This window comes from Lacinutrix cladophorae (genome assembly GCF_053604645.1).
Window position 1 is genome coordinate 266481 of the sequence record NZ_JBSHNR010000121.1, and the last position, 13684, is coordinate 280164.

Annotated in this window: 12 protein-coding genes; 3 read left to right on the forward strand and 9 right to left on the reverse strand. The window is 30.4% G+C overall.

Annotated features, from left to right (window positions below; translation table 11 throughout):
* Positions 1–488: 488 nt before the first annotated feature.
* From rpiB to ACVC3Y_RS14225, 3 genes are read left to right on the forward strand one after another with little or no spacing between them, the layout of a single operon-like run.
* A complete protein-coding gene (gene rpiB / locus ACVC3Y_RS14215) occupies positions 489–923 on the forward strand; it encodes a ribose 5-phosphate isomerase B (protein WP_452227244.1) in 435 nt (144 codons plus the stop codon).
* Position 924: 1 nt separating this feature from the next.
* Positions 925–1842: a cation diffusion facilitator family transporter gene (locus ACVC3Y_RS14220; RefSeq protein WP_452227245.1), complete on the forward strand. Its 918-nt coding sequence runs from the start codon at positions 925–927 to the stop codon at positions 1840–1842.
* Positions 1842–2285, forward strand: coding sequence for a GNAT family N-acetyltransferase (locus tag ACVC3Y_RS14225; protein WP_303421387.1), 444 nt, complete (start codon positions 1842–1844; stop codon positions 2283–2285). The genes ACVC3Y_RS14220 and ACVC3Y_RS14225 overlap by 1 nt, the downstream gene beginning before the upstream one ends.
* On the opposite strand, the gene ACVC3Y_RS14230 is transcribed toward ACVC3Y_RS14225, so the two are convergent.
* From ACVC3Y_RS14230 to ACVC3Y_RS14270, 9 genes are all read right to left on the reverse strand, one after another.
* Positions 2282–3157, reverse strand: a complete 876-nt coding sequence (locus ACVC3Y_RS14230) for an OmpA family protein (protein WP_303421386.1) — start codon at positions 3155–3157, stop codon at positions 2282–2284. The two genes, ACVC3Y_RS14225 and ACVC3Y_RS14230, sit on opposite strands and share 4 nt — an antisense overlap.
* 49 nt (positions 3158–3206) lie before the next feature.
* Positions 3207–4841, reverse strand: a complete 1635-nt coding sequence (locus ACVC3Y_RS14235) for a S41 family peptidase (RefSeq protein ID WP_452227246.1) — start codon at positions 4839–4841, stop codon at positions 3207–3209.
* 5 nt (positions 4842–4846) lie between these two features.
* Positions 4847–5659: a DUF4349 domain-containing protein gene (locus tag ACVC3Y_RS14240; RefSeq protein ID WP_452227247.1), complete on the reverse strand. Its 813-nt coding sequence runs from the start codon at positions 5657–5659 to the stop codon at positions 4847–4849.
* A 5-nt stretch (positions 5660–5664) separates the two neighbouring features.
* The gene (locus ACVC3Y_RS14245) at positions 5665–6048 is read right to left on the reverse strand and encodes a ribonuclease P protein component (RefSeq protein WP_452227248.1); all 384 of its coding nucleotides are present in this window, start codon (positions 6046–6048) and stop codon (positions 5665–5667) included.
* Positions 6049–6138: 90 nt separating this feature from the next.
* Positions 6139–7947: a M1 family metallopeptidase gene (locus ACVC3Y_RS14250; protein WP_452227249.1), complete on the reverse strand. Its 1809-nt coding sequence runs from the start codon at positions 7945–7947 to the stop codon at positions 6139–6141.
* A gap of 64 nt (positions 7948–8011) precedes the next feature.
* Complete coding sequence (locus tag ACVC3Y_RS14255; RefSeq protein WP_303421375.1) at positions 8012–9622, reverse strand: S8 family peptidase; 1611 nt, start codon at positions 9620–9622, stop codon at positions 8012–8014.
* A 17-nt stretch (positions 9623–9639) separates the two neighbouring features.
* Positions 9640–10497: an MBL fold metallo-hydrolase gene (locus ACVC3Y_RS14260; RefSeq protein WP_303421373.1), complete on the reverse strand. Its 858-nt coding sequence runs from the start codon at positions 10495–10497 to the stop codon at positions 9640–9642.
* 53 nt (positions 10498–10550) lie between these two features.
* Complete coding sequence (locus ACVC3Y_RS14265; RefSeq protein WP_303421371.1) at positions 10551–12746, reverse strand: SulP family inorganic anion transporter; 2196 nt, start codon at positions 12744–12746, stop codon at positions 10551–10553.
* Positions 12743–13591, reverse strand: coding sequence for a universal stress protein (locus ACVC3Y_RS14270; RefSeq protein ID WP_303421369.1), 849 nt, complete (start codon positions 13589–13591; stop codon positions 12743–12745). The genes ACVC3Y_RS14265 and ACVC3Y_RS14270 overlap by 4 nt, the downstream gene beginning before the upstream one ends.
* Between the last annotated feature and the right edge of the window lie 93 nt (positions 13592–13684).

The following is a 13684-nucleotide window of genomic DNA, read 5'->3' on the forward strand; positions in this document are numbered from 1 at the left end:
TTTTGTTTGATGGTTTTAATAAAACACTCTATTAACAAGTTATTAGTTATTTAAAAGCTTTATTTTTAAAGGATTTAGTTTTACTATTAACAGTTGTTAATAAGTGTTATTGACATACAATTTTTAATAAGTATTTCTTTTTTTTGTGTTGGTATCTGTTCTTTTTAGTCTGAAAACTTATCCAAAAAAACATCCTAACTTTTTTGGTGGTTTATTTTAAGTTTTGGTTTGAAAAATTAACTGGATAATCCTAATTAAAGTTTTAAAAAACAATACGAAGATATTAACAAGTTATTCTAATTAACAAGTGCAGTTGTTAACAGGTAATTATTGACACTATTATTTATATATAATTTTTAAAACTAAAAAATATGAATAAGTAAAACTCTATATATGCTGTATACTTATTATCTATTATTAACTTTGAGGTTATAAACAGTAAATATTTATTTTCTTTAAAACGTAAATTATTTTAAAATTTAAAAAAAATGAAAATCTCAATAGGGAACGATCACGCAGGAACAGATTACAAATTTGCTATACTGAAGCATTTAGAAGCAAAAGGATATATTGTTAATAACTATGGAACAGATAATAATACAAGTGTAGATTATCCAGATTTTGTACATCCTGTTGCAGATGATGTAGCAAATGAAAAAGTAGATTTTGGTATCTTAATTTGTGGAAGCGCAAATGGTGTTGCTATGACTGCTAATAAACATCAAAAAGTTAGAGCTGGTATTTGTTGGACCAAAGAAATAACTCAACTTACTAGACAACATAATAATGCTAATATTATTTGTATACCTGCACGTTATACAGCCGTACAACAAGCTATTGCAATGGTAGATACTTTTTTAGAAACTAAATTTGAAGGTGGACGTCATCAAAATAGAGTAGATAAAATACCAATTAGTTGCTAAAATGAGTCATTCTCACGTACATAACCTCTCTCCTAATCAAAAAGATTTAAAAGGGCAGAAACTGTTAATTACTATATTTTTAAATATAATAATTACTGCAGCTCAGGTTATTGGAGGATTACTTTCGGGAAGTTTATCTTTATTAAGTGATGCATTACACAATTTTAGCGATGTTATTTCATTAATAGTAAGTTATATAGCTTCTAAATTATCGAAACAAAAAGCATCTATTAACAGAACTTTTGGCTATAAACGTGCTGAAATTCTTGCTGCTTTTATTAATGCATCTACATTAATTATAGTAGCTATTTTATTAATTATAGAAGCTGTTAAACGTTTTCAAAATCCACAAGAAGTAGCATCAGGATTAGTAATTTGGTTATCTGTTATTGCTATTATTGGTAATGGATTTAGTGTTTTATTACTTAAAAACGACTCTAAAAATAATATAAATATGCGCTCTGCTTATTTACATTTACTTACAGATATGTTGGCAAGCGTAGCAGTATTACTAGGAGGCTTGTTAATGAAATATTACCAATTGTTTTGGGTAGATAGTGTACTTACACTTTTAATTGCATTGTATTTAATTTGGGTTGGTTACGATCTATTAAAAACATCGACCAAAATGCTCATGCTTTTTACTCCAGAGAATATTAATATTAAAGAAGTAGTACGCGTTGTTAATAAACTACCAAAAGTAAAAAAATTGCACCATGTTCATATCTGGAATTTAAGTGACAATGAACTACATTTAGAAGCGCATTTAGATTTAAATGAAGATATTACAACAACAGCATTTAATACTTTACTTTTAGATATTGAAAATGTATTACATGAACAATTTAATATTAACCATGTAACCATTCAGCCAGAGTTTAATAAAAAAGATCCTAAAGAAGTAATAGTTCAAGACTAATGTTAGAAATTAAAACCAAAACCTTTCAAGAATTAACCACTCAAGAGTTGTATAATATCTTACAATTACGATCTGAAGTTTTTGTGGTAGAACAAGATTGTGTGTATCAAGACCTTGACGGAAAAGATGAAAAAGCGTTACATGTTATAGGTTTTAAAGCAGATAAAATAGTTGCATATACGCGCATTTTTAGACCAGGATTATATTTTGAAGCATCAAGTATTGGTAGAGTAGTAGTTGCACAAAATCAAAGAAAACATAAATATGGTTTTACTATTATGGAAGCTTCTATAGATGCTATAAAACAACATTATAACGAAACTATTATAAAAATTTCTGCACAATGTTATTTAAAGAAGTTTTACAATAGTTTAGGATTTAAAGAAATAGGAGCCGAATATTTAGAAGATGGTATACCACATATTGCTATGTTAAAAAACTAACGTTTTTCAGATACATGTGTAATTAAAATTTCTACACGTCTATCGAATTTAGGTTCTCCACCAAGCGGAAATTTTCTTCGCATACCAATATAACGCATACGTCTTTTACTTACACCTTTTTTAATTAAGTAATCGTAAATAAATTTCGCTCTAGCTAGTGATAAATTTCGCTGATTTGTTTTTCTATTCACAGCATCTCTAGAGTTTTGTGTACAACATACATGCCCTTCAATAGAAAAATAAATATTATCCTGTTCTATTAATATATTAGCAATATCTTCAAGAGTACCCTTAGAGTCTTTAGCAAGTGTAGCATACCCGGTTTTAAAATAAATATTTTCTAAACGTATTTTATCACCTTCCACCACATTACCGTTTGCAATATCTTGTGTTGTTTTTTGATTTTTTGGTTTCGGAACTGTGTCTTTAGGTTTCTCTACTATAACCTTTTCTTTAGGTTTCGGAGTTTCTTTAGTAACTATAATTTCGACTTTTCGGTTTAAACCTCTTATTTTATCAACTTGATCTTCTTTTATAATTTTTAATAAAACTTCTCCTTTTCCATCTACATTACTAATTAAAGATTCGTCTATTTCGTTATTAGAAAATACAGTTTTAATTGCATTTGCTCTGTTTTGTGATAAGGCTAAATTGTAATGCTCGCTTCCTCTGTCATCACAAAATCCATAGATAGAAATCTTTTCTATATCAATTCCGTCTAGGCCAGAAATAAATAATAATAATCTATTCTCTTCGGTAGATAAAACATGATAATCATCGGTTTCAAAATAGACTTCATGCGTTAATTTTTCTTGTGCTAAAACACAAAAAGTATTTATAAAAAAGAATAAATAAATAACTGTTTTTTTCATAATTTATTTCCCATAGAAATGGCATATATAAAATTCAATGTACCAGATTTTATTTTAAATAACTCTGGTATTTAGAAGGATTTGCTAAAATTTCGGTAGCTTTTTTAATTTCTAGATTATGAGTTTTATAATATTCATACAAACCTTCTCTATATGCATGGCGTTTTACAATTTCGTCTGTTAATAATCCAAGTATTTGCTCTTTGTTTTCATCTATAGCTTTACTTTTCGATGTATTTAAATTAGCTAATAATGTGTTGTAATCTTTTAAAATATCATCGTCTAATTCTTCTTTTTCTGCTTGAATTAAAACATTAGATAATGATTTTTCTGTTTTGGTTTCAAAGCTAAAATTATTAGAGCTTAAAAAGTTTTTAAAGTCTGAAAAATCGGCATTAGTTAATTTAAAAGTATTAATATCTAGTATATTATTTTTGTAATAATAATCAGTAGCAAAATCAAATATCAAGAAATCGTTATTAATAGCTTTAGTAATAGGAGAGTTTTTAGTAATGGCTAAATCTTCGTCTGGATATACACCTCCACCATCAAAAACATTTCTACCGTTTTTAGTTTTAAAGGCATTATAGTTTTCTTGTTTTACGCGTACTGCATTTCCATCGGTATCTCTATTCCAGTAATCTAACGCTTGTATGCAACGACCAGAAGGTGTATAATATCTAGAAATGGTAACCTTTAATTGTGTTCCATATGTTAAACTTTTAGGTCTCTGTACTAAACCCTTACCAAAACTTCTAGACCCAACAATTACAGCTCTATCTAAGTCTTGTAAAGAACCAGAAACAATTTCACTTGCAGATGCACTAGAACCGTTTATTAAAACCACTAACGGAATTTCGGTATCTAAAGGATCGTTTTTAGTATAATAGGTTTTATTGTATTTTTTCACTTTAGATTTTGTGGTAACCACTAATTGTCCTTTAGGCACAAAAAGATTTACAATACTAATAGCCTCGCGTAGTAATCCACCAGGATTATTTCTTAAATCTAAAATAATACGTTCGGCTCCTTGGGTTTTTAAATCTTTTAAAGCAAAAGCGGTTTGACTCGTAGTTTTTGTATTAAACTTACTTAGTACAATATAGCCTGTTTTAGCATCTATCATTGAAAAATGAGGTACTGCATTAATTTCTATTTCCGAACGCATTATAGACGCTGTATTCTCTTTTCCTTGACGCACATAAGTAACATCTACCGAAGAATTAGCAGCTCCCTTTAATAAGTTTCCTGCTTCTTCTTTATAATCTGCAATAGATACATTGTTTATTTTAATTATTTCGTCGCCAGCTTTTAATCCTGCTTTATCTGCAGGATAATCTTTATAAGGTTCAATAATAATTAACTTGTCTTTTAAGGTTCGTACGTTGGCACCAATTCCTGTATAATCTCCTGTACGTTTTATTCGTTCTGCTTCTACATCTTGTTCGTTATAAAAACGAGTATAAGGATCTAAATTTGTAAGCATATTTTTAATAGCAGAATCCATTAAATCTCCAGGATTTGTTTCATCTACATAATTCATATTGAGTTCTTTAAATAAGGTAGTAAAGATTTCAATTTGTTTAGCGATTTCAAAAAAATCATTTTTAAAAGCAGATCCTGTAAAAAGTATAGTTGCTGCAAATACGGGAATTAGTATTCTTTTAATAAGTCTAGTTTTCATCTGCATTATTTTTTGTTTTTCTTATTAAGCCATCTTCTAAAGAAAAATATAGCAATTCCTAAGATAAGGATAAAAGGCCAAATATGTAATACGCCTAGAAAAAATAAAGATATACCATTAAAACCAGATTTAATAGCATTACCCATTTTTGTTCCATAAGAAATGGTTACGCCACTCTCGGCAGTTTGTTTGTAAAACTCAATATTTAAAGTACTTAACGATACTTTACTTTGTAAGTATTTTAGTCGTCCTTGTTTGGCTTCTATTGCTTCTCTTATAGTGGAAAGTTCGCGTTCTATCTCTAAAATTTCTTTTACGTTTTTTGCTTTAGAAAGCAGTTCTAAGTATCTATTTTCTAGTGTTTTTTTAGCTTTTAAACGCGCTTCAATATCTATAAATTCTTCGGTTACATCTTTGGAAGAAATACGTTTCGAATCAAAAAAAGCAACATGATTACTTATAGAATCTATTGTTTTTTGAAAACCTTTAGAAGGCATTCTAATTACTAAATTTCTAGTTACTGTATTGTAGGATTTACTAGAATTATCGTCTTGTACAAAGCCATTATTTTGTTTAACGAAGCTAATAATTTTTTGATACGTTTTATCTAAATTTTGGGTTTGAAAGCGTAAATAAGATTCTTTAATTAATTTTTGTTCCATATTTTCTGGAACGGTTTTCAATATTTGTGTGGGAGCTTCCATGTCTTCTAATACAATTTCGGAAGTCTCGACATAATCATAATTAGATTCTTTACTACTAGAATTAGAGCAAGCTAATGGAAGAACAAGAAGTAGAAGCGCAGAAAAAATTTTCATGATTCTTATTTATTTGTTTCAATGTATTTGTTTAAAAATTTACTAAATATTTTTTTAGTAGCAGATTCCATTTCATGGTACGTAGGTTTTTCTTTACCAACATACAAAATCATAAACGCAAATGATGAATTTATGTTGTTATAAACCATGTGTTTATGGAGTCTGTATGTTTCACGCATCATGCGTTTTATACTAATTCTATCTACCGCTTTTTTAAAATTCCTTTTAGGAACTGAAACGCCAGTTTTTAGTTTTACTGCTTCAGTAAACGTACTTTCTAAATACACAAGACGCAAAGGGTATGCCGAAACAGACTTTCCTTCAGAAAAAAGTTTGGTGATAAGCTTTTCGCTTTTCAGTTTTTCGGATTTGTTATAGGTAAATTTCAAGTGGTTTATTTTAATGTTTCAAAGGTAATGAAATAAAAAAACCACTAGTTAACTTATCTAGTGGTTTTAAAAAAAGAATATACTTTATTTTTACTTCTTATTATTTTCTTTATTAATGTCAGCCATCATTTCTTTAGGATCTATTTGTACACTACGAATAGCTTTAGAGCCATCAAAAGTATAGGTTGGATATGCCCAAGCCCAATCTGCTTTAATGGTAGCAGTGGTTGGTTTCTCGCCACGCATCATTTGTAACGGAATATAAATATCTTCTGTTGTACCATCTACATATGTTAGTGTGACATCTAAAGGCATTGGCATAAGACCAATTCTTTCTAAGGTTACTTTGTTTCCTTCTATAGTATTTACCGCATAATCTATCGTATTTGTAGTTTGTGTAAAGTCTATTAAATACCAATCTAACTCTAAACCAGAAATTTTTTCGGCAGAACGAATAATATCTATTGGTCTTGGGTGTTTAAAAGCAAAATCAGTATAGTATTTTTTAATGGTTTTCTTCAAATTAGCTTCACCAATAATATATCCTAATTGTGCCATAAAAACCTCACCTTTGCTATAGGCAGAAGCACTATAAGCTCTATTGTAATTATAACGATCTGCATGTGTACTTAATGGTTGTTCTTTACCAGACATTGCTAAACCTAAATAACTTCTATAGGCTCCGGAAGCAGGGTTTTCTCTTTTACTATTCATTATAGAATTCATAGCGTGATCGCTAATATAGCTTGTAAAACCTTCATCCATCCACTCGTGTTTCGCTTCGTTTGTAGCTAGTAGAAACTGAAACCATGTATGTGCTAATTCATGTGCAGTTACACCAACAAGACTACCATAACTACGTTTTCCTGTAATAAGTGTAGACATTGCATATTCCATTCCACCATCTCCTCCTTGTATAACAGAATATTGCTCGTAAGGGTATTTTCCTATGTTTTCTGAAAAATACTGCATTAATTCTACTGTTTTTGGTTGAAAGTCTTTCCAAAACTGAAGGTTTTCAGCAGGTAAATCTTTTTTGTAGTAGAAGTTTAACATTGGTCCATTAGGTACTTGCATGGTATCGTGAATATAATCTGGATCTGCAGCCCAAGTAAAATCATGCACATTTGGTGCTTTAAAACGAAGTGTTTTTTTGTTTCCGTTTATTTCTGGGTTTCCTTGTAAATAACCAGTTCCACCAACTACGTAGTTTTTATCAATAGTTAAGTTTACATTAAAATCTCCCCAAACGCCATGAAACTCTCTTCCAATGTATGGATCTGCATGCCAACCTTCAAAATCATATTCTGCTAATTTAGGATACCATTGTGTCATAGAAAGTGCTACACCTTCTTTATTATTTCTACCAGAACGACGAATTTGTACAGGAACTTGTGCATTAAAAACCATATCGAAGGTCACTTTTTCTCCCGGTTGAATAGGTTTCGCTAAATTTACTTCTAAAACAGTACCAACCGTTTCGTAATTTAATGTGGTTCCGTTTTGTTTTAATGAAGACACTTTAATGTAACCAATTTCATCTGGAGCTAATTTACTAATTCTATCTCCTACGCGACTATCTGGATCTGGAATGGTACGAGAACGTACATCCATTTCACTTCCTGGTTGAAAAGCATTAAAGTATAAATGATAATATACTCTAGTTAATACATCTGGAGAGTTATTGGTATATACTAAGTTTTGTTTTCCTTGGTATTGATAGTTGTTAACATCCATATCAATATCCATTTTATAATTTACATGTTGTTGCCAATATGTAGATTTAGAAATCGAAGTATTTATTGGTGAGGTTGGTGTTTCTGGAGTGGAAGAAACAGAGTTCGTAGAACCACAAGAAACCAATGTGATACCTAAAGCAAAAAGAAAAAACTTTTTCATTTGTATATGTTATTGAATAAAAAAAGGCATCAATAATTTTGATGCCTTTTTTTGATTGTTATTATTATTTAGATAATTGCGATGCCATAATTAAAGCGTTATAAGCATTTACCATTTTTCCAGATTTTGATAATGTACTAAAGTCTCTTACATCTCCAGAATTACCACCAACAACAACTTTTTGATGAATTGGTAGTCCAGAATCCATAATGATTTGTTTTACTTGTGCAGCAGTTAATTTTGGGTATTGTGACCAAATTAAAGCAGCAACACCAGCAACAGCAGGAGCAGCCATAGAGGTTCCACTAATTGCTTTATATTCATTATTTGGGAATGTAGAATAAATTTGAGCTCCAGGAGCAAAAACATCTACGTTTTTAGTTCCGTAGTTAGAAAAACCAGCAACCATTGAAGAACCATATTTACTAGTTAATGCACCAACACGAATGTAAGTATCACTAATTTCAACATAATTTACGTTATCATCAGGAAAATTAGCTTCTGTATCTACATCTTTACTATCGTTACCAGCTGCATGTACAAAAACCACATTATTATCACTAGCATATTTTATAGCATCTCTAACCCAATCACTATGAGGAGAAAAGCTTTTACCAAAACTACCATTAATAACTTTTGCTCCATTATCTACAGCATAACGAATAGCTTTCGCTACATCTTTATCATACTCATCACCATTTGGTACTGCACGAATACTCATAATCTCAACATTATTAGTAACTCCATTTGCTCCTTTACCATTGTCACGAACAGCAGCAATAATACCTGTTACGTGAGTTCCATGAATTTCATCGTCTGCAATAGGTAATACATTTGCATTTCCATAACCAGGTTTGTCATTCCAATCATCTGGATTGTCACCTGTTGTTCTTCCTTTAAAATCTAAGTTATAGTTTGTGTTTAATCTTCCTGTTAAACCTTCTAAAGCACCTTTTAATTCTTTTTTTGCTACTTGAACGCTCGGTAAACCAAAACCGTTCATTTGTGTTGCAACTTGTTTGTGTTGTAGTAGTGTTTCGTCTGTAGTTTCTAATTTTAATACTTGCTCATTAGTATAGTCTGCTGTTTTAAAATGCGCAGTGAAGTCTTTGTCTGCTTCTACTAAGGATGCATAAATTTGCTCATAACGCGTTTTTGTTGGCCCCATTTGAGCGATATTTTCTTCTAAATCTGCTTTAGCTTCCGCAAAACGAGGAGCACTTGTATCGCCATTAGCAACAATTCTTGTCATTTCTAATTGCTCATCATAAGCATCTCCTAGAAAATTCCAGCCATGGATATCATCTATATAACCGTTTTTATCATCATCAATTCCGTTTCCAGCAATTTCTTTTTTATTGGTCCAGATTACACCGTTTAAATCTTCATGATTAATATCAATTCCAGAATCTATAACAGCAACTATAACTGTTTTTCCTTCTTTTCCTTTTATTATTTCAGCGTAAGCTTTATCTACACTCATACCAGGAATTGTATCTTTTACAAGATCTAAATGTCCCCAGGTGTGTTTTTCATTTTCGTTTAATTCTGCTTCTTTTAAAGCAACAGTATCAATGTTTTCGAGAGGTGTAGATAAAATTTCTGCTCCACCACCACAGCTAGTTAAAATAAGCGCTAAGCTTCCAACTAGCACAAAAGGTTTAATAATTTTCATAATTGAGTTTTAGTTTTTTAAAAAATATCATTACAAGTAAAAAGGTTGTCTAGTCGAACTCCTTTTTCTGTATGTTTTACTGTAATAATTTCGTTGTTTGCATCGTGTTCCAAAAATAAGTAATAATTATTATTTGCAGCTAGATTGAGGAAGTTTTCTTTTTCGTCTAGGGTTAACAAAGGTCTTGTGTCATAACCCATTACAAATGGAATTGGTAAATGACCAACCGTTGGAAGTAAATCTGCCATAAAACAAATGGTTTTTCCTTTATAGTTAATCATGGGAATCATTTGTTTTTCGGTATGTCCATTTGCGAAAAAAATGTCGAATCCTAAAGCAGAATTTTTTAAAATTGTTTTCTGTGGAAGTGAAGTGAATTTTAATTGACCACTTTCTTCCATAGGAAGAATATTTTCTTTTAAAAACGAAGCTTTTTCTCGTTTATTAGGCTGTGTTGCCCACTGCCAATGATTTTGATTACTCCAAAAATGAGCATTTTTAAATGCTGGCTCATAGCCTGTTTTGTCTTTGTTCCATTGTACGCTACCTCCACAATGATCAAAGTGTAAATGCGTCATAAAAACATCAGTAATATCATCGCGATGAAAACCATGTGATTTTAACGACTTGTCTATAGAGTCATTTCCCCAAAGGTGGTAGTAACCGTAAAATTTATCACTTTGTTTGTTTCCCATTCCTGTATCGATTAAAATTAGTCGATTACCGTCTTCAATTAATAAGCACCTTGCAGCGATATCAATCATGTTATTTGCATCTGCAGGATTGGTTCTGGTCCATAAAGATTTTGGTACTACGCCAAACATGGCGCCTCCATCTAACTTAAAATTCCCTGCGTTTATAGGATATAATTTCATAGATGTGCAAATTACTAAATAGGAAGCGTAATTTATTAAGTGTTAAGATTTTATTAAGAAATAACTTGTTTTAAACGTTTTCCAAAATCGAAAAGGGCTTTAATTTCTTTAATACTAGCATGTCTTTCTTTACTAAAAACTAAAAGGGCTTTACCATTAGACTCTACATGATAATATGGATTGCTTTCAAAAAAGTGTGTAATAGCATCATTAAAATACTGTTTTATTGCTTGCTCGTCTTCACCAAGTAAATAAAAACGTTTTGAAAAATCGTCGTGGTTTTGAATAGGAATATCTTTAAAACCAGCAAAAGCATATACTTTTTCTAGAAAACCCTCTCTATCTAAAGTGAATTCTGGAATTTTTGTATCTAATTGTATATGTAACATGGTAGATCTTACAACTTCTTTTGCAATGAATTCTCCTTCAGAAAATTCGATATCAAACATGGTTAACTTTTTGTTATCTGAGCAAAGCTGATTGTTTATGTGATTTATTTGTTTGGTTTTAAAAAATAAAAAACGATTTAAAAAAGAAACGTTTTTTTCTTTTTTAGAGACATAGTTTAAAGTATAATCTTTAGCCAATGTTTCAATATTGGTTTGTCTTTTTGTTAAGCTGTTTTTAATAACATTAGGTACAGGAAGTAAACGTCTTAAAGCGAAAGGATGTTTAGAATCTGTATCGTGAAGATCTAAACCAACCACTTCAAAATGACCACCCCTTTTAGTGAAAATTTCTTGATAGTTATTAAGGTTTTCCATAACAGTATGGTCTACAAAATCGCAAAGCGAAAAATCTACAATAACATCTTGATTTTCTGGGACAGCATTTAGTTTTTCTTTTAATCTGTAATAATTTAGGAAGCTACAAAAATGCTTCACACTTACATAGTAGTTGCCATTACCTTCTTCTTCTTTGTACATTAAAACATTTGGTTTTAATACATTTCTTGCAAATAAAGAGAAACTCTTATTTATAAAAATGTGTATTAAAAAAGTAACTACCACACCAGAGATAATACCTGTAATTAACCCAACTTTAAGCGTTAATATTAAGGTTACAAAAAAGATGATAAGCTGTTCTTTACCAATAGAAAATATTTTTTTAATATTTTCTGGAGAAGCTAATTTATATCCAGTAAAAACCAAAATTGCCATTAAAGCAGGAAGCGGTATTCTGGTTAATTGTGTGCTAAAAAGTAAGATAAAAACAACTAAAAAAGTAGCATGAAAAAAGTTAGAAGAACGGTTAGTTCCTCCATTATTAACGTTTACAGAACTTCTAGCTATAACCGTAACTACATTTAAACCTCCAAGAAAACCTGAACCAATAGTTGCTAAGCCTAATGCTTTTAAATCTTTATTTACATTAGATCGTCTTTTTTCAGGGTCTAGTTTATCTACCGCTTTAATACTTAAAAGCGATTCGATACTAGAAATAAGTGTTAATGCTAAAACACTAGACCAAAAAGGGAAGGTTCCAATTTTACTAAAATTAATAGTTGGTAACTGTGATATAATTTCTGGAAACGAAGGTATGCCTGAAATCATATATTCGGAAGCAATTGGGTTGTTTTCATGTGCAATCAATTCAAAATAATAACTAAATCCAATAGATAGAATAACAATCCACATTGGTGCAGGAATTAGCTGAAAATATTTATTTCTAATTTTACCATAAAAAGCCATAATTAAAAGACTAAGCACACCAGCCAAAGCAGCAAACACAAGACCAGATTTATCATAGTGAATGGCATCGTTTATAGTAACAGGTATTTCTATTAAATAATCTATCGTGTCTTCACGTTTAATTTTATGAGCCAACATGATGTGAAATTGCTTACCAAGAATAATTAGACCAATAGCAGCAAGCATTCCTTGAATTGCCGAAGAAGGGAAAAAATCTGCCAATTTACCTAAACGTAAGAAGCCTAAAACGAGTAAAAGTACTCCAGAGCAAATAATTGCAGCATAAGCGCTTTCTAAACCTAAAGTAGTAATAGCAACTAAAAGCACGCCAACTAAACCGTTTCCAGGGCCAGAAATGGTAACATTACTTCCCCCTAAAATAGAAACTAATAAACCACCAATAACAGCAGCAATTATTCCTGCAATTGGAGGCGCATCGCTAGCCATTGCTAACCCCAAACCTAATGGTAAAGCAATAAGACTTACCACAAAACCAGAAAAAATATTTTTAGGCAATGCTTTAAAAAAAGACACTATTTTTTTTTCTTTTTTTATCATTGAATAATAAGTACGTCGGTTGGTAATTCGGTTAATATATGTTCTATATCGTGTGGAAATAAACGATCCCAAAAAGTCATTTTACTGGGCGCATTCATAATTAATAAATCTGCTCTAGCTATTTGTGCGTAATGACCAATAGAATATCCTTTTGTACCAAAAATAGGTTGCGATTTTATAGCAATGTTTTGTGTATGTTCTTCAGGTATATTTTTAATAATATTATTTACTCTAGAAGTTTCTCGTAGTTTTAAACGTTCTTTTACAATAGTTGCTTTTCTTAAAGACTTATCATCATCTACCTTAACCGTTCTTTTGTCTTGTGTTATTTCTTCTACAATAGTAATTTTTTCAGAACCCAAACAATTTGCGACATAAAATGCAGAAGCAATCGTTTTTTCTGTTTTTGGGTCTTTTAATCCATTTACAACGACATGATTGCAAGGTATTCTTTCTACAGAAGGATTAATATGTAATAAAACAGAACATTTTGCTTTTCTTGTTATTTTTCTAGCAATAGAGCCTACATAATATTTAAGAAAATTTTCTTGTTTTAAAGCTCCTAAAATTAATAGGTCTACTTTTTTTTCTTCGGAAACAGATAAAATAACATTTACAGGATCTCCTGTTTTAAATACAATTTCATAATCTAAAGACTGTGTAACAAAGGGTTCTAAAAGATTTTTAAACTTTTTTGTTTTTTCAGAAGACTTCTCGCCAACATGAATAAGTATTAGTTTACTTTTAAACAGTATAGCTAAACGAGATGCTTCAAAAACATTTGCTTTTAAATTTGGAGAAAAGGTTACACCAATTCCTATAGTATGAAAAGGGTTTAATGACAAGGCTATTAAATCAATTAAGATTGAAAGATAGTATTTTTTTAAAAACTCAAGAGCCTTATTACATATAGATATCTTTAATAATTATAATTATTT